This window comes from Microbacterium paulum (assembly GCF_015707995.1).
In the GTDB taxonomy this organism is placed as follows: Bacteria; Actinomycetota; Actinomycetes; order Actinomycetales; family Microbacteriaceae; genus Microbacterium; species Microbacterium paulum.
The window spans coordinates 1-18,071 of sequence record NZ_JAAGRY010000043.1 but is presented as its reverse complement, the minus strand read 5'-3'; the positions used below and the strand labels follow the sequence as shown (position 1 = coordinate 18,071).

Here is an 18,071-nt window from a genome sequence, read left to right as displayed (position 1 = left end):
CCATGACCGACCTCGACGACGTGCAGACCGTCGATGCTGTTCTGCGCGCATACGAGCGTTTCCGGGCCGCCGACACTGCCATGCTGGCGCGTGTACGCAGCCGCACCGGGCTGAGCGAGAACGAGCTCGCCATCCTCCGCTTCCTCCTCCGCGAGCGCGAAGACGCCCACCACGTGAAGCCGAGTGAGATCGCCCGGCACTTGGGCATCAGTTCGGCATCCACCACGGCCCTCCTTGACCGGCTCGAGAAGGCCGGCATGGTGGTGCGCGGCAGCAATCCCGAAGATCGACGCAGCATCCTCATCACGGTCACCGACGATGCCGAGCATGCCATCGCGTCGACCTATGAGGTCTTCGAAGCGCGCCTGGCCGGCCTCATGGAGGATCTCAGCCCCGATCAGCGTCGCGATGTGATCTCGTTCTTCTCGTCGCTCGCCGACGCGGCCGACGCCACGGCCGAGCTCAGTCCGGCGCGCTGACCCTCACCGGTCGATTTCGTCGACGGCTTCCTGCATCGCGCGGAGGAAGCCGATGACACTCGCGCGATCGGCGGAGGTCATCGGGCGGACGACGTCGATCATGCGCCCGTGCATGGCTGCCAGGGTGTCGCGTATCTCGTCCTCGGCCTTGGGTCTCGCGGCGATGAGCACGCTGCGGCGATCGCCGGGATTCGGTGTGCGCGTGATGTGGCCGCTCTTCGCCAGCCGATCGAACAGCGCCGTCGTCGAGGCCGAGGTGATGCCGAGGTACCGCGCCAGGTGCGCGGGGGTGACGTCTTCGCCCCGGGCATTCGCGCGAGCGAGGAAGCGGAGCACGAGCAGCTCCTTCTCGCCCATCTCCATCGACTGCTGCGTGCGGCGACGCATCGCCGTCTCCGCCGCGCGATAGCTGCGCAGCGCCTGCAGGACGGCGGCGTTGCTCGCGTCGTCGGTGTCGGCATACCAGTATGCCGAGTGCTCTTCCTTCTCCCCCGTCACGAAGAACAATTCTGACGGGTGCCGCCGGCTCCCGGGGCCACTCGTACCCGGGCAGCGACCGATCCCCGACCCCGCGAGGAGCCGGGGAAGCGGTCACTGTCGCGCGCTCGTCGCGCCGCGGCAGGTCAGGAGCGGCGACGCGTGGAGGTGCCGCGTCCGCGGACGGCGCCGTAGACCAGGAGGACGATGATCGCCCCGATGATCGAGCCGATGATGCCGGACGGCTGGAAGAAGCCGTCGGCGTTGTCGGTGCCGAAGATGAGATATCCGAGGAAGCCGCCGACGAACGATCCGACGATTCCGAGGACGATCGTCATGAGAATGCTCATGTCCTGCTTGCCGGGGATGACGGCGCGGGCGATGAAGCCCGCGATCAAGCCGATGACGATGATGCTGATGATGAGTCCGAACATGTGATGCTCCTCTGCTGTGCGCCGGGTGGGCGCGGGGTCGGGCATCGGGCGATGCGCCGGCCGCCGTTGGGTGGCGGCAACAATCTAAGTCAACCACCCCTCAGGGTGTGGCATAACACCCCTGAGGGTGAAAAGCTGACGCATGCCCTCTCCCGCCCGGCCCATCACGGTCGCCCTCGTCGACGACTACGACGTCGTACTGAAGGGCCTCGCCCATCTCTTCGACGACTACCGCGATCGGGTGATCGTCGCTGAGATCGACGCGAACGCCCCGGTCAGCGACAGTGTCGACGTGGTGCTGTACGACTCGTTCGCCCAGCCCGAAGCCGACCACGTCGAGATCGTCGAGCTGCTGCGCAATCCCCGCGCGCGCCGGGTGGTCGTCTACACCTGGAACTTCCATCCCGATCTCATCGAGATCGCCCGCAACCAGGGCGTGCACGGCTACCTGTCGAAGACCCTCAGCGCCGCAGAGCTGGTCACGGCGATCGAGGCCGTGCACGCCGGCGCACGCATCTTCAACGATCAGAGCCGGCGCGCACCCAGCCAGCCGGGCCTCGACTGGCCGGGCAAGCGCGAGGGCATCACCGACCGCGAATCGGAGATCCTCGCGCTCATCACGCAGGGCAAGAGCAACGCCGAGATCGCGCGGCTCACCTACCTGAGCCCGAACACGGTGAAGTCCTACATCCGGTCGGTCTATCGCAAGATCGGCGCGACGAGCCGCACCCAGGCGGTGCTCTACGGCGTGCGCCACGGGTTCACCCCCGACACGCACCGCATCGATCACTGGCTGGGCGGCCCGTGATCCACACCGCGGTCACCCGGCAGCGGCTCGGCAGTCGGCCGTGACCACGGAGCCGTCGGCCGAGAGCGTTGCCGTCTGCGCGGCACGGTAGTCGGATTCGCGGGGATGGGCGGGATACCCGTCGGTCGAGTCGTAGCGGGCGACAGCCAGGCCGGCACCGAGCACCGCCGACCCCACGTCGACGCCGCCCGTCGTGTCGACGTAGCGCAGGAGCCGCCCGTAGCGATCCTCCGGGTTCTGCCCCTCCGGGAGCACCAGGGTGATCGGATCTCCGGGGCCCACCAGCGTCGCGACGAGCGCCGTCGCTACGTCGTAGCCGCACTCACCGCGCTCGGGTGCGTCGATCCCGATGATGCGCACCGTGCCTGCGCTCGTCTCGACGGTATCGCCGTCGACGATCTCCTCGAGAGTCGCCACCACGTCCACCGTCGGGCTTGCGATGGACGCGGCATCCGGCACCCTCGCCGGGGCGCACGCGGCGAGGGATGCCGCGACGGCCAGCGCGACGGCGAGCGCGGCAACCCGGATTCGTCGCGCGCGCATAGGCTCAGAGTTCACGCTCGGCGGCGGCGTCGAACTCGCGCCGGAGATACTTCGGCGCCTGCACCATCCACGCCTCGGTGACGAGCTCGACGAGGTGGTCGGCGTCGACGGCGGCCATGCGGAACGCGACCTTGGGTTCACGCGCACGAACCTGGCGGCACCGCCCGTCGTTGCCCGCTCCTCGCTCCCGGGGAGCGCCCCGGCGATCGCACGGACGTCGTCGAGCGTGGGCATGCCCAGAAGCGTAGGGCGCACCCCCGACAGTGTCAGAAGGCGACGGTGATCGTGCCGTTCCCCTCGATGACCTCGCGCACCTCGTCACTCGTGAACGCCTTCTTCAGCGCGGCGGTCGCTGCCGAGTCCGCATCCTCCGACCGCACCACGAGGTTGAGCGCGAACCTGTCGTCGAGCTCGGTGATGAGTCCGTCGTCGTGCGGGTTGAGGCCGAGCGCCGCGACGTGCGAGGGCCACTGAAACACGAGATCGGCTTCGTCGTAGGCCGCGTTCAGCTGCGGGATCGCGACCTGCAAGAACTCGAGGCTCTTCGGGTTTCCGGTGATGTCGTCGGGGGTCGCGGTGTACGGGTCGATCGTGGGGTCGAGGGTGACGATGCCCTCGTCGGCGAGGAGCTTGAGCGCCCGGTCGGTGTTGGAGGGGTCGTCGGGGATCGCGACGGTCGCTCCGTTCGGCAGGTCGGCGATGTCGTCGAGCGTCTTGGAGTAGAACGCGATGATGAAGTCGTAGACGGGCTGCACGCCCACGAGGGTGCCGTCGTTGCCGGCGTTGAACGACTCCATGTAGGGCACGTGCTGCGAGAAGTTCGCGTCCACGTCGCCGGCCTGCAGGATCGTGTTCGAGAGGACGTAGTCCGACACTTCGACCAGCTCGATCTTGTACCCGTCTTCGATGGCGTCGGCCGCGGCCTCGACGACGTCGGTCATGGGCGACGTAACCGCCGCGACCTTGAGCGTCACCGGTTCGGTGGAGGCGGCATCCGCTCCCCCGCTCGGGGCGGCGCAGCCGGACAGCAGGACGGCGGATGCCAGGGCGATGCCGAGGGCGGAGATGTGGATCTTTCGCATGGGGTTCCTTCGTAAGGGGTGTGCAGGTCAGCGGTGGTCGAGACGGACGGAGATGCGATGGCCGATCAGTTGGATCAGCAGCACGCAGACGATGATGATGAGGATGGTCAGGTACATCAGCGCGTCGTTGTACTCCTGGTAGCCGTAGCGCATGGCGAAGTCGCCGATGCCGCCGCCGCCGACCACCCCGAGGACGGTCGAGTACGACAGCAGGCTGATCGCGGCCGACGTGAGCGCGTAGACGAGCCCGGAGCGCGCTTCGGGGAGGAAGTACTGCCCGACCGCCTGCGGGACGGTCGCACCCATCGCGGTCGCGACGCGCGAGATGCCCGGTGGCACTTCGAGGAGGATCTGCTCGACCAGGCGCGCGTAGATCGCGACCGCCACGACGCACAGCGGCAGGGTCGCGGCCTGGGTGCCGAAGGTCGTGCCCATCACGAGCCGCGTGAACGGGATGAGGAAGACCACCAGCAGGAGGAACGGGAACGAGCGGACGATGTTGATGTAGAGATTGGCGATGCGCCACAGCGTGCGGTTCTCGGCGAAGCCGCCCGCGCGCGTGAGGAAGACGGTGACGCCGAGCGGCAGCCCGATGATCACAGCTGCCGCCAGCGAGACGAGGAGCATGTACCCGGTCTCGGCGAGCGCCTCGAGGATGTCGTCGCCGTGGTCGGCGAGCAGGTCGGTGAGCCAGGTCACGACAGGAGCTCCCGCTTGACCTGGTCGTAGTAGTTCGGGAGGGTCCGGTAGTCGGTCTTGCGGATGCGGAACAGTTCGCGGAGCGCGCCGCGTTCGAGCAGGGCCACCCGATCGCAGATCGCCTTGACGACGTCGAGGTCGTGGGTGATCACGACGACGGTCGTGCCGTAGCGCGTGCGCGCGCCGTCGAGCACGCGGAGAATGTCGGCGGTGGTGGAGGTGTCGAGCGACGACGTCGGCTCGTCGCACAGCAGCAGGGACGGGCGGGTGATGAGGGCGCGCGCGAGGCCTACGCGCTGCTTCTCTCCCCCGCTCAGCTGCGCGGGGTAGTGATCGGCGCGGTGGGCGAGGCCGACGAAATCGAGGACCTCATCGACGGCCGCGCGCTCCTCGGCGCGCGACAACGCTGCGCCCGTGCGACGCCGCAGGCGCAGCGGCAGGGCGACGTTGCGCCGCACCGTCTGGCTGCTCAGCAGGTCGACGCTCTGGAACACGACCCCGATGTCGCGGCGGAGGTTGCGGAGCTGGCCGCGCCCGAGGCGCGCGACCCGCTCACCGAGCACCGTGACCGTTCCGGTGTCGGGCGAGGTGAGCCCGTTGATCAATCGGAGGAACGTCGATTTGCCGGCGCCGCTCTCGCCGATCACCCCGAAGACCTCACCGCGGTCGATCCTCAGGGTGATGTCTCGGAGGGCGGGCGGCTCGCCCGCATGATCGCCGAACGCCTTCGTGACGTCCGCGAATTCCACAACGGCAGTGCCAGGTGTCGCCATCTCGTCGTGCGCTTCTTTCGTTCGGCTGTCTTCGGCGACCAGTGCAGAGCTGTTCTTGTACCGCGTCTAATTATAATCGAGCAATGAGCGTGAGGTACCGGACCGAGATCATCAACACCGACGGCGGCGACGGCTGGAGCCGGGTCGTCGGCGGCATGGCGGTGCCGGTGGCCTCACCGCTCGGCGCCGACCTCGACCCCGCGGCATCCAACCCGGAGCAGCTCCTCGCCCTCGCGTGGGCGACGTGCCTCAACGCGACCGCGCAGGTGATCTACGGTGGCGCCGCCCGCACAGCCGTGCGCGTCGACGTGGCATTGATGGATGCCGAGCCCGGCCCCGGGTTCGAGTTTCACCTGGATGCCTATCTCTCCCTCGAGGGCGGGAGCATGGCCGAGACCGAAGAGCTCCTCGCCGCCGCGGAGGCGCGGTGCCCGGTATCGAAGCTGCTGCGCGAGGCAACGACGGTGAGGGCACACGCGGAGCCGTATTCGGCGCCGTAGATCCCGCTGCCAACGTCGGACGCCTTGCCCGCCGACGTCACCCGGCATCCCGCCACGGTGACAGGGTTGATCACATGACAGTGATCATTGCGGGATGCGGCGACCTCGGCACGGAGGTCGGCCTGCGGTTCGCCGCGCAGGGCCATCGCGTGGTCGGCATGCGACGCGAAGCGGAGCTGCTGCGAGCACCGATCGAGGGGCGCTCGGTGGACCTCCGCCACCAGGTCCCCACGATCGATGACGACACCACCACGGTCGTGGTCGCCCTTACCGCCGGAAGCCGGACCGCCACGGCCTACCGCGAGACGTACGTCACCGGGCTCCGGAATGTTCTCGAGGGGATCGAGGCGTCCCCGGCCGATCCTCGCGTGCTCGTGGTCTCGTCGACGGCGGTCTATGACATCGACGGTGGCGAGACGGTCACGGAGAGCACTCCCGCCGTAGGAGGCTCGGCCACCGCCGACGTGCTGCTCGAGGCAGAGAAGCTCCTGCGCTCGCGGGCGCCGGAGGCGACACTGGTGAGGCTGTCGGGCATTTACGGTCCAGGCCGCGAGCGGCTCATCGAGCAGGTGCGCTCAGGCACCGCCCGGCTCGCGGCTCCCGCGACATCACCGCACACGAACCGCATCCATCGCGATGACGCCGCTGCCGCCATCGTGCACCTCGCCGGTCTCGAGAATCCCCCACCCCTGGTGCTGGGCAGCGACGACGAACCGGCGAGGTTGGATGAGGTGCTGCGCTTTCTCGCCGCGGAGATGGGCGTTGCACTGCCGACTCAGGGTGAGGCGACCGGGCGGCAGGCCACTGGCGACAAGCGGATCTCCAACGCCCTCCTGCGCTCGACGGGGTTCACGTTCACGCATCCGAGCTTCCGCGAGGGATACCGTGCGGTGCTCGCGGGCGGTGGCGTGCGGCATCCGTGAGCGCGGCGGTCATCCGGATTTCGACGGAGACGGAACCCGCCCCACAGCAATTTTGCTCGATAGGCTAAGCAACACCCGCTCCGCGAGGTGAACCATGGCGAAGAAGCCTGATCGGACCAAGGTCGCGGGGATCGTGGTCGCCTCAGGCGAGAACGCACGGGATTTCCCTCCGGGCACGGAGGTCGTCGGCCATCTGCGATCTGGCGCGCACGCGACATATATCACCGTGCCGGTGGCAGCGATCGCGCAGAAGCCGAAGACGCTCACCTGGGAGGCCGCGGGTGGACTCTTCCTCGCCGGCGCGACGGCGCTGGACACTCTGGATACCCTCAAAATCGGCGCCGACGACACCATTGTGATCTCCGCAGCAGCCGGGGGCGTCGGCAGCATCGAGGCGCAACTGGCCAAGCATCGTGGCGCAACCGTCGTCGGCACGTGCGGCGAGCGCAATTTCGACTACCTGCGACAGCTCGGCATCAAGCCGGTGCGCTACGGCGAGGGCATCGCCGATCGCATCCGGCGTGCTGCCGGTGGCCCGGTGACCGCCTTGATCGACAACTTCGGACAGGATGGCAGCGACCTCGCGGAGGAGCTGGGCGTACCCGCCGGCCGCTACAGGTCGAGCGCTGACCGGCGCGACACCGAAGTCCGGCTCCTGCAGAACGATCCGGCATCCGTCGCCTACGGCACCGAGCTGCTCGCCCGCGTGACGCACCTGGCCGAGAAGCGGGCATTCACGCTCCTGATCTCGGGGCTGTACGCGCTCGACGACGTCGCCTCGGCGTATCACGATCTCGAGAAGCTCCACTCCCGAGGAAAAGTGCTGCTGGGCACCCACCTGGTGAACTCTCGACGCATCGTCAAGGCACGCGACATCTACGAAGCGGGGCGCTGACACTCAGCGGAATCCAACCGTCGCAACCGCCGCCGCGCCATGTCGTGCGCGCGCGGACCGGTACCCAGAGCTCGTTGCGCGACGAACAATACGAGGCGGGTCGCGGTGACGGCCGGAAGCCACGAGCGGCGGAGGCCCAGCAGGCGGCGATACTCGCGCGGGATCGTCGCGACGGCTCCTTCGAACAGGATCCGGTAGCCGAATCGCAGGGAACCCTCGAGCGGCACGGTGCGCAAGAACCGCACGACATCGTCGACCCGCTCGCCGCCGCACAGCGTGCCCGCGGCGAGCAAGCCATCCATTCGCGCGTGCAGATCGCTCACGCTCACCGGCGGATGCGTGACGCCCATGAGCCGCCCCGCCGTCGCCCACTCGGAGACGTACGCGTCGGGTCCACCCGGAATTGTGCCTCCCCATGTCGTGTGCGCGACCAGGAAGGCATCCGTGAACGCGAGGTGCACCCACTCGACGAGGTCGGCGTCCTCAGCGCTGTAGCTGCGCCGCGAGCCGTCGGCAGCGTCGTACTCGCCGCGCACCGTCGCATGGAAGCGCCCCACACGCCCGAGCTCGGCCGCCACCTGCTCGCGAGCCCCAAACGTCAGCGAGAGAACCCACCTGACCGTCCCGGACAGGCGCCCGAGCGGATCTTCGCTGTAGCGCGACCAATCGTGCACGCCGGCCATCGCCCCGGGGTGGAGCGCCTGCAACAGCAACGCCCGGATACCGGCAACGAGGGTCGGGATGCCGGCGTGTACCGTCCACGCCGCGCCGTCCTCGGCGAAGAGACCGCGGTCTTCGCCTCGCTCGAGGCGCAGTACCCACGGAGGCGTACCGTCAGGGTCGCCCGAAAGCGGCAAGAGAAGACGCGCACGAAGACCTGAGGTCTTCCGCTGCGCGCGCACGATTCCATCATCGCCTGCCGCGGCGCAGGCAGGGCCCATGGGCGCCAAAGCCGGGCGGCACGGCGGGCGTGGCCCCTCAGAAAAGTGCCGCGAACCGCTCCGTCGCTTCCACAGGCCCGATGACGATGAGAAGGTCCCCGGCCGAGATGACCGATGACGCGCCGGCAGCGCGCCACTCGCCGTCAGCGCTTCTGACCTTGACGATGGTGACTCCGTACCGGCGCCGCACGGCGGCCTGCTCGAGCGTCTTGCCCACGATCACCCCCGGAGCCACCGTCTTGGCGACCACGAGGTCGCGATCGAACTCGACGTAGTCCAGCATGGCGCCACGCACGAGGTGTGCCACCCGTCGACCCATATCGGCTTCGGGGAAGATCACATGCTCGATGCCGAGCTGTTCGAGGATCAGCCCGTGCTGCTCGCTGATCGCCTTCGCCCAGATCGAGCGGACTCCCATTCGCTTCAGGAGCGACGTGGTCAGGATGCTCGCTTGGATATCCGATCCGATGCCGACGACGACCCGGTCGAACTGTGTGACGCCGAGCTGTTCCAACGCGACCTCTTTCGTCGAGTCCGCGCGAACGACATGCGTCAGCACGCCGTTGAGGGACTGCACGACGTCCTCGTCGGTGTCGATGCCGAGCACCTCAGTCCCGGAGCGGACCAACTCGGTCGCGAGGGCGCCACCGAATCGTCCCAGGCCGATGACGGCGACGCTGGTGGCGGATGAGTCCTTTGCGCGCCGGCGGCGGAAGAAAAGAGTCGGGTTATCCAATGATCGGACGCTCCTTCGGGAGTTCGTACATTCGCTTCTGGGTGGTCAGCGCGAGAGCCGATCCGAGGAGAACGGGACCCAGCCTCCCGATGAACATGAGGGCTATCAACACAAGTTGCGCCACCTCGGGGAGGTCGGCAGTGATCCCCGTCGAGAGTCCGACGGTGGCGAACGCCGAGATCACTTCGAAAAGGACGCGATCTAAGCCGAATGGGCTCATCAGCATAATCGCCAGTGTCGATCCGACCACGAGCGCAACCGCGAGCAGGGCGACGGTGAGCGCCTCACGGTGCGTCGATCGAGGCAGCCGCTTCCCGAACATGTTGACGGCGGTGTCACCGCGCAATTCCGCCACGATGATGAAGAAGAGCACCGCGAACGTCGTGATCTTCAGTCCGCCGGCCGTCCCGGCAGGCCCGCCGCCGATGAACATGAGGATGTCTGTGACGAACCAGCTCTCCGCATGCATCTGTGACACGTCGATCGTGTTGAAGCCCGCGGTCCTCGGCATGACCGACATCGCGAACCCGGCGAGCAGCCGGCCGGCCGGATCGAGAGGACCCAGCGTGCCAGGGTTCGACCACTCCAATGCGGTGAGGGCGATCGCACCGAAGACGAGGAGAACGAGCGAGCCGATCACGACGGTCATGGTGTTGAGCGTCCATCGACGCGGGAGCAGGAACCGGCGGCGGAGTTCCATGATCACGGGGAACCCGAGACCGCCCAGGATGATCGCCGCGCAGATCGGGAGGCAGATCCAGGGGTCTGCAACGAACGACATCAGGTTGTCGCTGAACAGCGCGAATCCCGCGTTGTTGAAGGCGGATACGGCGTGGAAGACGCCGAGCCACACGGCGCGGCCCGGTTCCTCGGCGTATCCGAGCCAGAACCTCAGGAACAGGACCAGGGCGACAACGGCTTGCGTCGTCATCGTGATGACCGCGACGCCCAGAAGGACGCGGCGGACGTCGCCGACGGCGACCGTGTGGGTCTCGCTCACCGCAGTGAGTCTCGTGCGCAGTCCCAGCCGCCGGGCGACGAGCAATCCGAGGAGGGTTGCGATGGACATCACCCCGAATCCGCCGATCTGTATGAGCACGAGGATCACGCCCTGCCCGAACGGCGACCAGAACACGGGGGTATCGACAACGATGTGTCCCGTCACGCATAGCGCGCTCGTCGCGGTGAACAGCGCTTCCATAAACGTCGCGGAGCGGCCCTGGACGGCGATCGGAAGACTGAGCAGGAAGGTTCCGACAGCGAGGACCAGACCGAAGGCTCCGGAGATGGCCCGACCGGGGGTGAGTCGGAGGACGCTACGCAACGACTGCACTCGGCAACAATCTCACAGTCTGGAGTGTCCGGGTGGGCTGACACGGCAACGACAAGCCCACACAGCGAGTTCGGCAAACGTTCTGGGTCGGCGAAACCGGCTCTTCGGAATTAGGGGTGTAGTTGGGGTCTGAATCCTCCGGCTTCGAGCAGGCTCCTGGCGATGTAGTTCGTGAGGTTGCGGAAGCCGAGCGCGGAGCCGCGGAGGTGTTCGAGCCTGCCGTTGATCGCTTCCGTGGGCCCGTTGGACGTGCCGGGACGGTCGAAGAACGCGAGCACGTCGGCGGCGCGCTGCTTGAGGGTGCGGCCGAGCTTGCGGATCTCGACGAGCGCGGCAGGAACCCCGGTGCTGACCGAGTCGATACGCCGCGATCATGCGCTGGTAGATGCCCCAGGTCGCTTCGACCTCGACGTGCTCCTCGGCCGCGAACAACGCCTCCAGCCGGGAGCGTTGCCGGTCGGTGAGCAGCTTGTCGCCGGTGTGCAGGGTGCGGCGTGTCTGGTAGAGCGGGTCGCCCTTCATCCCGCGCCGACCGAAGCGGAACCATCCCCACGATCCAGCTCGGCCCGCGCCGGATGATCCCCCGCGTCCCGCTGCTGCGCGCATTCGGGATCAACACCTGACACGCCGAAGCCAGTCACCCGACCGCGCCTGCGATGAGTGCGGCGTTCATGAGCCCCCGTTCTCGGTCGGCCGGATCGAGATTCACCCAGCTCGAGTGCCCCTCGTCACCTAGGTTCTCGAGGATGGCGCGGAGCCTGCGCCGGTCGTTCGCGCTCATCGTGTCGTAGGCGAGCTCGGACGCGTCGCTGACGCTGGCAAGGAGGACGGCTGCATCGTCGAGGTGGCGGGCCCGATCGCGGTTGTCCACGAGATAGGCCGCTCCTTTGGCGACCAGCGCGCCGAGCTCATCGGGCACACCGAGGACGACGCGGGCACCGCCATTGAAGATCAGCGTGTACGTGTCGCGGCGGCGGATAGCCTGCTCTCCGGCTGGCGCAGCGAACGCAGGTCGTTGCGCGAGCCTCGGCCGCATCCGAGAGGGCAGATGGTCGGCGGCCATGATGTCTACCTTGCGGCCGTCCGCGTGCACAAATCGATAGGCATGCTCTTCGCTCTCGACGAGCTCGAACCCGATCTGGGCCAGGGCGGCCCGGGTCCCGGCCAGAGAGCTGCGGTCGGCCCAGTAGTCCACGAGCGCGTCCATGTCGTCGGTGGACCGGCGCATCGCCACCCACGGTCAGTTCAAGGCCAGCCATGCGTTCCTCAGCTCAGTGAGAGCTCGCAGGCCGCCGCTGCGTTCCCTGGTGTCGGTGCTGACAGCGAGGTCCGCGGCGATGACCGCGGCCGGCATCGTGTCACCGTCGTACGTGATCGGCAGCGTGTTGTCGTAGAGGACGTCTTGGCCGCTGGTCGAGGCCGCCATGAAGTGCGTGCGGGCGTACTCGTCGATTTCGCCGCGGCGGACGTAGCCGGAAACCTGGCGGGTGTCGTCCATGAGTCCGACGCGCAGCTGGCCGGCGGCGGAGCGGCCGGTAGCGATGAGCTCTTCCCCGGCCTTGGTGGCATTGGCGGCACGGTAGCGGTGCGCTCGGGTGCGCCCTGAGACGGCGCGCGCGAGCTCGTCTGCACCCCATGTGCGCAGTCGCCGGCGTGTGCGCGAAAGGGTGCTGGGGGTTAGCCAGGTCGCCTCGAGGCCGCTGAGCTCCCACAGCAGTCCCCACGCGGTGTCGACGTCGAGCTTTCGACCACCGCCGCGGCGAGCAGACGTTTCGTAGCGGAGCACGGAGTCAGCGTCGGCCAGCCACGCGCCGGAAGAGAGTTTGTGCCCAGCGATGGAGCCTTCGGCGAGGAGGTCGATGGCGTGGCGCCGCGAGACGCCGAGGCGGCTGGCGAGTTCGGTCGCCGTCAGGTGAACCATTGCAGAACACCTCCAAACTTGGAACTATTGTGACACAGAGTTGGCTCGCCGCGCGCCGCGCGCAAACGGTCCTTAATCGGGACCGCCTGCGTTTCGGTCGCCACCCGGATCCGGTCGGTGACATCGGTGAGTTTCAGTTCCCCGAGCAGCTCGAGGAGGGCAGACTGGTCTAGAGCCATCGTGCTCTGTGTCTTCCTGTGAGAGAACTTTGATCGGTACTTCTCACTGACCATCGCACGATGGCTCACCCACGTCTACGACGCAGACAACCCTGCCGAATCCTCCACCACTCCAGGGGACGTCACCCGACCGGAGCGGATCTTCCTCCCAGGTCGGCGCGGTACACTGATCGGGATAGGCGAACTTCTCATTCGTCTCGCCCCGGCCGCGTGGTAACGGTCGGGGCTTCTTCTTTGCCCGCGGGCTCGTTGCCGACGCAGCAGCAGTCCAGAGATATCATTCGCGCTAGAATTGTGCACATGACGGTCCTCTCGCTCGCGGACGTCCGCGCATCGCTGAGCAAGTACATCGAGTCCGCCGCTACCACTCATGAGCGGTTCGAGATCACGCGCAACGGCGCCCGCGTCGCGGTTCTGTTGAGCGCTGAGGACTACGACGCTCTGGTGGAGACCGTCGACATCTTGAGCAGCCCAGAAGAGGTCGCCGCGCTGCGAACAGCGATCGCAGAACTCGAGGCGGGCGATGTGTCATCGGCAGATGAGGTTCGCGCCGCGATGCGTGCGCGCGGTCGGCTTGCCGGGTGAGCGGCCCCTGCACCGTCGTCTTCACGCAGTCGGCGAGACGCGCGCTCGAGATCACGCTTCCGGAATCGGTTGCGGCTGCGGCGTTCGAGTTCATCGTCGGGCCGTTGGCGGACAACCCGAGGCGTCTGGGCAGACCGTTGCGTGAGCCGCTTGCCCCGCTGTACTCCGCGCGTCGGGGCGAGTATCGGGTGCTCTACCGGATCGAGGATGACCGATTGTTCATCGAGATCGTCACGATCGAGCACCGGCGAGACGTGTACCACCGTCGCTGTCCCCCGCCGGTCGAGATCGCACAGCCGAGGGACAGGCCGAGCGCCGACTTGTCGGTGCTGCCGACACGATGTGTCGAATGACGGCTGCGGCGCATCGCGGCACAGGCTATCCATAGACTCAGCTCGATGAGCACTGAAATCCCCCCGCAGAATGCCACCGTTCCCCTCGTCGCGGCAGCACCGACCTTTGGCACGTTTCCCGCTGCATCCGTGCTCGAGAACGGCGACGTTGCTGTCGTCCCGCGCGGGCTTCGACGTTCCCGTTCGCGGTGCGATCGTCATCGTGGGCGCGCGGGAGATCAAGGTCCGCGAGCAGCCCGACGATGTCGCCGTCGTCGCCGCGACTCAGCTGGCGCGGTGGCTCAGGAAGCAGCGTCCGCACTTCGACGCGACGCAGTACGCGATGGTGTCAACGCTCGTCCGTGACGCGGCGACGTGGACGCAGAGCGCCCCACCGGCGCCGGACCTGTCGCGCTTCGACGCGCTCCGTCGCGAGGTCGCGGGTGCACGCCGCGTCCGCATGCTGTGGGGAGGGACGCTGCTCGTCGGCATCCTCGCAATCACCGCTCCGATGGCGATCACCTACTACTCGAGCGTGTTCGGAGGCTGACGGCGCGATTCGCGGTGCCCCGCACACCCGCCCGTCACCGCGTCCGCGGGCGTGAACGGGATCCCGCTACTCTTCAGAGCAGCATCTTCTCGACGTTGAAGGACCTGATTCGGTGACCCCCCGACGAATCCGTGTGGCCGGCGTGCGCGGCGACTTTCTCGTACCCCGCGGCTGGCCCACGCCGACCGATCATTGGATCCGCGTGAACACGTTCTGGCAGCCGCCCCGTGACTGGACCCCGTTGCCCGGCCTCAAGCCCGCGCCGGCGGGCTGGCAATTCTGGGTGCCCAACAAGACGTGGGATCTCGCGGCGGCCAAGTACTACAGACCGCTGCAGGCATGGATGCGCGCATCGAACATCGCCGGCGTCGCCTGCCTCGCGGCGCTCATCGGCGCGACCCTCCTGCATACGCCGATTCTCCGGTTGGCCGCCCTGCTCTTCCTCCTCATCGGGATCATCTGCCTGATGGTGTTCCGCCTCAAATGGCGAAGCATGACGGCGGAGCTTCTCGCACACGCGACGAGGGGCGCCGAACGAGCGCGGAACGAACGGCTCGCGCGGGAGTACCAGCGCTACCTCGTGGATGCCGCATGACGCTCGACGAGGCCCGCGAGATTCTCGCCGTCGAGCGCGGCGCGAGCGCGGATGAGATTCGCGACGCGTTTCGTCAGCGCGCTCGCCACGTTCATCCCGACCGGCATCCCACCGTGGATGATGCGCGACGGCGGCAGCTCGGTCGCGAGTTTGATCGCGCGCGGGAGGCGCGAGACATCCTGGTGACGTTCACGACCGGCTCTGCTCGCGTGACGACACCCGCACCGGCTGCCCCCTCGACGCGCACGAGCACGACGACGGGCGCTCCGTCGTCGGAGAGCTTCGCCGGCGCGCCGCGACACAGCGCGACCACTCCCCCGCCGCGCCGCGAACGCGCTCGACCCCGCACGAGCGAATCGCGACCGCGAAGCGAGGCGCCGCGCGTCACGATCCGTTTCGACGAATTCGTCCGCGCATCGGATGCCGCGGGCTTCGGCGACGGCAAGCGCACGCGCCGGCTGATCGATTGGCCGCGGGTCATCGCGTGGTCGACGGTTGCCGCAGCGGCAGCGCTCGTCTTCGGCGGAAGTTACGTCGTGGCGTACGTGCTGTAGCGGGCTCTACTTCGACTTGTTACGCACGCGCAGGCCGCCGCCCTGCCCCGTCCCGACCTCGAACAGGCCGATCGTCCTGACGAGATCGGACAGCTTCGCGTAGCCCCAGTTGCGCGGGTCGAAGTCGGGCTGCTGCTTGCGCATCAGCTGCCCGACCGGCGAAAGGCTCGCCCAACCGTCCTCCCCAGCGGCCGTCGCGACGCACGACCGCAGACCCGCGACGAGCTTGGTGTTGCCACGCAGCTCTTTGGTCGACGCGCGTACCGGAGCGGCGGAGATCTTCTCGGTCACCGGCTCCTCCAGCACGTCAAGGTAGGTGAACGTGTCGCATGCGTTGCGGAACGCGTCGGGCGTCTTGCGCTCCCCGAACCCGTAGACGGTGACGCCCTCTTCTCTGATGCGCGTCGCGAGCCGAGTGAAGTCGCTGTCGGACGAGACGATGCAGAAACCGCTGAAACGACGGGTGTACAGCAGGTCCATCGCATCGATGATGAGCGCACTGTCGGTCGCATTCTTGCCGACCGTGTTCGCGAACTGCTGCACGGGTTGGATGACGTTCTCGCTCGCCGCGGTCTTCCAGCTGCTCAGCTGTGTGCTGGTCCAGTCGCCGTAGATCCGTTTCACGGATGCCGTGCCGAATCGCGCGATCTCGGTGAGCACCGCGCCGATCTTCGATGCAGGGACATTGTCGGCATCGATGAGCACAGCAAGCAGGTCGGTGGGGTGGGCCATGTCTCAAGAATGGCAGGGCGGTGGCGTCGTGCCGTGACCACGCGCCCCGCTCAGGCCACCGGCACCTCGACGACGGCACGGTCATAGGTGATCAGGTCGCTAACTTCGAGCCGGGGCTTCTTCGCTGTCAGGTGGCGCCGGCTCCCCCGAGCGCGCCTCGACCTCGACTCGGTACCAGCCACCCAGGATCTCGACCAGGGCATCCGCAAGGACCTCGACATCGTCGAGAGACATCCGTTGTGAAGCCGGACCCACGATCCAGTCGATGTAGCCCGTGGTCAACCAACGCTCCGAGTCGTCGAAATGGCGGTCGACAATCGCGAGCTTGCGGGCGTGCGCGCGACCGTTCTCGGTCTTCGGATTCACGTACGCGGAGCTCGGACGACGCCTGCTGAGGTGGAGTTCCTCGACTCGATCCCCGATGACCTCGCGCTGCAGTCGCCGAACGGCGTCAACCCACGTCGGCGTCTTGGACGCGTCGCGCGGATAACTTTCCGCGTCTGCCTCCACGCTGACGCCGACACTGAATCGAAGAGGCACGGGTCGCCCGCGGGGGGCATCGCTCGTTGAGCGACTTGCAGGACAGCCCGAAGCTGCGCGCCACCGATCCAGGGTGAGTAGAAGTTGATCGCAGGCATACCCGAGCCACCGCGTCGGCTGTCGATGGTCCATGCCGGCCCCAAACGTTGCCGCGCCGGTTCCATCAGTCGGCGGAGTCGCGCCTCGACGGCGCTCTTGGCCGAGCGAGCAGCCTGCACTTCGGCGAGCGTGAGACGCGACTGCGGAAAGCAGCCGAGCACTTCCAGCCATGTCATCAGGCTTACGCGCGCCTTCTGCGGAAGCCACTCGGGCGCGTGCTCTTTCTCGAGCAGCAGCACGACGAGGTGATCCGCGACCGTCAGTTCCCGATCGACCTGCTCCTCCGTCAGCGTGTGGTCGAACTTCGCCTCAACACCGACGACGAACTGCGGGTCAGTGAAGTGGAGCGCGATGTCGATTTTCTGCGCGCCATACTCCGCTCTGACGTCGGTGAACTGACCGAGACGACCACCGTCGACAACGTCGGCGAGCTTCGCGACAAAGCGCGTGTCGTCGTGGCGGATCTCTGCGGCGAGCGCTCGCGTCGCAAGCGGTTCGGTCGTGAAAATGAGTGATGCAGCCACGGGTCTACTTGATCAGTTGCCGTCCTCAAGCTACCGCCCCGTGTCTTCAGTTCCGGCGAACTGAGCGTGTTCCGCGGTCGCGATCCGGTCGTACAGTTCCCCCGGACGGCCGCGCCCCTCACGCTTGACCTCACCTGTGGCGCGGAGCGCGCCCATCATCGACCGCCGGAACGTGTCGGGCTGAAGCGATATACCGCGCACGGTCTCGTGCACAGAACGCAGCTCGCTCAGGGTGAAGGGCTGCATCACCAACCCACGCGGGTCAGGAGCCGCCCGATACTCCGCCCGCAGTGACTCAAGGGCGACATCGATGATCTGCTCGTGGTCGAATTTCAACGTCGGCGGGTCGCTCACCGGAAAGAGCCCGGATGCCGGGAGGAGATCCGATGGGACCACGTCGAGGTGCGCGACCGACAGCACCCACCCACGGTCATCGCGCGCGGGCGCGTCGAACACATGCAGCTGTTTGGGTCGCAGCCCAGAGACCCCGACCTTCGCGCGGAGTGACCGGAGGACGGCGTCGGCCAGACGCTCACCCTCGTGCAGGAAGGTTCCCGGCAACGTCCACTCGCCACCCGATGACGACAGCAGCACAGCGAGCTCGCCGTCCAGGGCGGTGAGTACTGCGGTGTCGACAGCCACCGATGGGCGCGGGTAGTCGGTGAGCGCTCGCCCCTGCGAGTCGCGGTACGTGTGCGGCATCCTTCACCCTTCCCTCAATAAACTGGCTCTTCGGACTTTAGGTGGGGGTGGGTGATGTGCGGGGCCGCGTGGTGACGGGGTGGGGCGGGTCGAGGCCCCGAGGATCGGTAGCGACCAAGCTTCCTTTCCGTTCGG

Annotated in this window: 26 protein-coding genes and 1 pseudogene; 10 read left to right on the top strand and 17 right to left on the bottom strand. The window is 67.5% G+C overall.

The genetic code is table 11. The features are described from left to right. Positions 1-2: 2 nt before the first annotated feature. Complete coding sequence (locus G3N18_RS10985; RefSeq protein WP_196384304.1) at positions 3-479, top strand: MarR family transcriptional regulator; 477 nt, start codon at positions 3-5, stop codon at positions 477-479. Between the two features lie 3 nt (positions 480-482). Here G3N18_RS10985 and G3N18_RS10980 read toward each other — a convergent pair whose 3' ends face one another. Both G3N18_RS10980 and G3N18_RS10975 read right to left on the bottom strand, forming a co-directional pair. Next, entirely contained in the window at positions 483-977 is a 495-nt protein-coding gene (locus tag G3N18_RS10980; protein ID WP_196384303.1) for a MarR family transcriptional regulator, read from the bottom strand. 125 nt (positions 978-1,102) lie between these two features. Beyond that, entirely contained in the window at positions 1,103-1,390 is a 288-nt protein-coding gene (locus tag G3N18_RS10975; RefSeq protein WP_196384302.1) for a GlsB/YeaQ/YmgE family stress response membrane protein, read from the bottom strand. A gap of 142 nt (positions 1,391-1,532) precedes the next feature. Between G3N18_RS10975 and G3N18_RS10970 the strand changes: the two genes are divergently transcribed. Continuing rightward, positions 1,533-2,198: a response regulator transcription factor gene (locus tag G3N18_RS10970; protein ID WP_141381380.1), complete on the top strand. Its 666-nt coding sequence runs from the start codon at positions 1,533-1,535 to the stop codon at positions 2,196-2,198. A gap of 12 nt (positions 2,199-2,210) precedes the next feature. Here the strand turns inward: G3N18_RS10970 and G3N18_RS10965 are convergent, their stop codons facing one another. From G3N18_RS10965 to G3N18_RS10945, 4 genes are all read right to left on the bottom strand, one after another. Beyond that, positions 2,211-2,741, bottom strand: a complete 531-nt coding sequence (locus G3N18_RS10965) for a thermonuclease family protein (protein WP_196384301.1) — start codon at positions 2,739-2,741, stop codon at positions 2,211-2,213. A 266-nt stretch (positions 2,742-3,007) separates the two neighbouring features. Next, positions 3,008-3,823: a MetQ/NlpA family ABC transporter substrate-binding protein gene (locus G3N18_RS10955; RefSeq protein ID WP_196384300.1), complete on the bottom strand. Its 816-nt coding sequence runs from the start codon at positions 3,821-3,823 to the stop codon at positions 3,008-3,010. Positions 3,824-3,850: 27 nt separating this feature from the next. After that, the gene (locus G3N18_RS10950; RefSeq protein WP_338038504.1) at positions 3,851-4,522 is read right to left on the bottom strand and encodes a methionine ABC transporter permease; all 672 of its coding nucleotides are present in this window, start codon (positions 4,520-4,522) and stop codon (positions 3,851-3,853) included. Then, a complete protein-coding gene (locus G3N18_RS10945) occupies positions 4,519-5,271 on the bottom strand; it encodes a methionine ABC transporter ATP-binding protein (protein ID WP_338038503.1) in 753 nt (250 codons plus the stop codon). The genes G3N18_RS10950 and G3N18_RS10945 overlap by 4 nt, the downstream gene beginning before the upstream one ends. Positions 5,272-5,378: 107 nt before the next feature. Here G3N18_RS10945 and G3N18_RS10940 point away from each other — a divergent pair, with 107 nt between their 5' ends. The 3 genes from G3N18_RS10940 to G3N18_RS10930 all read left to right on the top strand — a co-directional run bounded on the left by G3N18_RS10940 (position 5,379) and on the right by G3N18_RS10930 (position 7,613). Next, entirely contained in the window at positions 5,379-5,795 is a 417-nt protein-coding gene (locus G3N18_RS10940) for an OsmC family protein (protein ID WP_196384298.1), read from the top strand. A gap of 74 nt (positions 5,796-5,869) precedes the next feature. Continuing rightward, the gene (locus G3N18_RS10935) at positions 5,870-6,718 is read left to right on the top strand and encodes a Rossmann-fold NAD(P)-binding domain-containing protein (protein ID WP_196384297.1); all 849 of its coding nucleotides are present in this window, start codon (positions 5,870-5,872) and stop codon (positions 6,716-6,718) included. A gap of 94 nt (positions 6,719-6,812) precedes the next feature. Then, complete coding sequence (locus tag G3N18_RS10930; RefSeq protein ID WP_196384296.1) at positions 6,813-7,613, top strand: NADP-dependent oxidoreductase; 801 nt, start codon at positions 6,813-6,815, stop codon at positions 7,611-7,613. Here G3N18_RS10930 and G3N18_RS10925 read toward each other — a convergent pair. The 7 genes and pseudogenes from G3N18_RS10925 to G3N18_RS10895 form a co-directional block, all read right to left on the bottom strand. Beyond that, a complete protein-coding gene (locus tag G3N18_RS10925) occupies positions 7,595-8,515 on the bottom strand; it encodes an oxygenase MpaB family protein (protein WP_338038501.1) in 921 nt (306 codons plus the stop codon). The genes G3N18_RS10930 and G3N18_RS10925 overlap by 19 nt on opposite strands. A gap of 76 nt (positions 8,516-8,591) precedes the next feature. Then, complete coding sequence (locus G3N18_RS10920; RefSeq protein ID WP_196384294.1) at positions 8,592-9,290, bottom strand: potassium channel family protein; 699 nt, start codon at positions 9,288-9,290, stop codon at positions 8,592-8,594. Further along, positions 9,283-10,614 carry a TrkH family potassium uptake protein gene (locus G3N18_RS10915; RefSeq protein WP_206693164.1) on the bottom strand — a complete coding sequence of 444 codons (1,332 nt, stop codon included), beginning with the start codon at positions 10,612-10,614 and terminating at the stop codon, positions 9,283-9,285. The genes G3N18_RS10920 and G3N18_RS10915 overlap by 8 nt, the downstream gene beginning before the upstream one ends. A 119-nt stretch (positions 10,615-10,733) precedes the next feature. Beyond that, positions 10,734-11,157 (bottom strand): annotated as a pseudogene (locus G3N18_RS10910) (transposase); the annotation flags it as partial. A gap of 103 nt (positions 11,158-11,260) precedes the next feature. Then, a complete protein-coding gene (locus tag G3N18_RS10905; RefSeq protein ID WP_196384292.1) occupies positions 11,261-11,830 on the bottom strand; it encodes a hypothetical protein in 570 nt (189 codons plus the stop codon). Between the two features lie 33 nt (positions 11,831-11,863). Continuing rightward, positions 11,864-12,544 (bottom strand): hypothetical protein, encoded by a 681-nt coding sequence (locus G3N18_RS10900; protein WP_196384291.1) that lies wholly within the window; start codon positions 12,542-12,544, stop codon positions 11,864-11,866. Beyond that, the gene (locus tag G3N18_RS10895) at positions 12,532-12,723 is read right to left on the bottom strand and encodes a hypothetical protein (RefSeq protein WP_196384290.1); all 192 of its coding nucleotides are present in this window, start codon (positions 12,721-12,723) and stop codon (positions 12,532-12,534) included. Before G3N18_RS10895 ends, G3N18_RS10900 begins: the two co-directional genes overlap by 13 nt. 300 nt (positions 12,724-13,023) lie before the next feature. On the opposite strand from G3N18_RS10895, the gene G3N18_RS10890 reads away from it, so the two are divergent. The 5 genes from G3N18_RS10890 (at position 13,024) to G3N18_RS10870 (ending at position 15,339) form a co-directional block, all read left to right on the top strand. Continuing rightward, positions 13,024-13,308 carry a type II toxin-antitoxin system Phd/YefM family antitoxin gene (locus G3N18_RS10890; RefSeq protein ID WP_196384289.1) on the top strand — a complete coding sequence of 95 codons (285 nt, stop codon included), beginning with the start codon at positions 13,024-13,026 and terminating at the stop codon, positions 13,306-13,308. Continuing rightward, entirely contained in the window at positions 13,305-13,661 is a 357-nt protein-coding gene (locus G3N18_RS16175) for a type II toxin-antitoxin system RelE/ParE family toxin (protein ID WP_196384288.1), read from the top strand. Before G3N18_RS10890 ends, G3N18_RS16175 begins: the two co-directional genes overlap by 4 nt. A 148-nt stretch (positions 13,662-13,809) precedes the next feature. Next, positions 13,810-14,190, top strand: a complete 381-nt coding sequence (locus tag G3N18_RS10880; RefSeq protein ID WP_196384287.1) for a hypothetical protein — start codon at positions 13,810-13,812, stop codon at positions 14,188-14,190. A gap of 112 nt (positions 14,191-14,302) precedes the next feature. After that, complete coding sequence (locus tag G3N18_RS10875; RefSeq protein ID WP_196384286.1) at positions 14,303-14,785, top strand: hypothetical protein; 483 nt, start codon at positions 14,303-14,305, stop codon at positions 14,783-14,785. Continuing rightward, complete coding sequence (locus G3N18_RS10870; protein ID WP_196384285.1) at positions 14,782-15,339, top strand: DnaJ domain-containing protein; 558 nt, start codon at positions 14,782-14,784, stop codon at positions 15,337-15,339. Before G3N18_RS10875 ends, G3N18_RS10870 begins: the two co-directional genes overlap by 4 nt. Positions 15,340-15,345: 6 nt before the next feature. Here G3N18_RS10870 and G3N18_RS10865 read toward each other — a convergent pair whose 3' ends face one another. From G3N18_RS10865 to G3N18_RS10850, 4 genes are all read right to left on the bottom strand, one after another. Next, complete coding sequence (locus tag G3N18_RS10865; protein ID WP_196384284.1) at positions 15,346-16,071, bottom strand: NYN domain-containing protein; 726 nt, start codon at positions 16,069-16,071, stop codon at positions 15,346-15,348. 99 nt (positions 16,072-16,170) lie between these two features. Beyond that, positions 16,171-16,437, bottom strand: a complete 267-nt coding sequence (locus G3N18_RS10860) for a hypothetical protein (RefSeq protein WP_196384283.1) — start codon at positions 16,435-16,437, stop codon at positions 16,171-16,173. Next, positions 16,434-17,234: a hypothetical protein gene (locus tag G3N18_RS10855; protein WP_196384282.1), complete on the bottom strand. Its 801-nt coding sequence runs from the start codon at positions 17,232-17,234 to the stop codon at positions 16,434-16,436. Before G3N18_RS10855 ends, G3N18_RS10860 begins: the two co-directional genes overlap by 4 nt. A gap of 30 nt (positions 17,235-17,264) precedes the next feature. Continuing rightward, positions 17,265-17,936, bottom strand: coding sequence for an NUDIX hydrolase (locus G3N18_RS10850; RefSeq protein WP_196384281.1), 672 nt, complete (start codon positions 17,934-17,936; stop codon positions 17,265-17,267). Positions 17,937-18,071 lie beyond the last annotated feature (135 nt).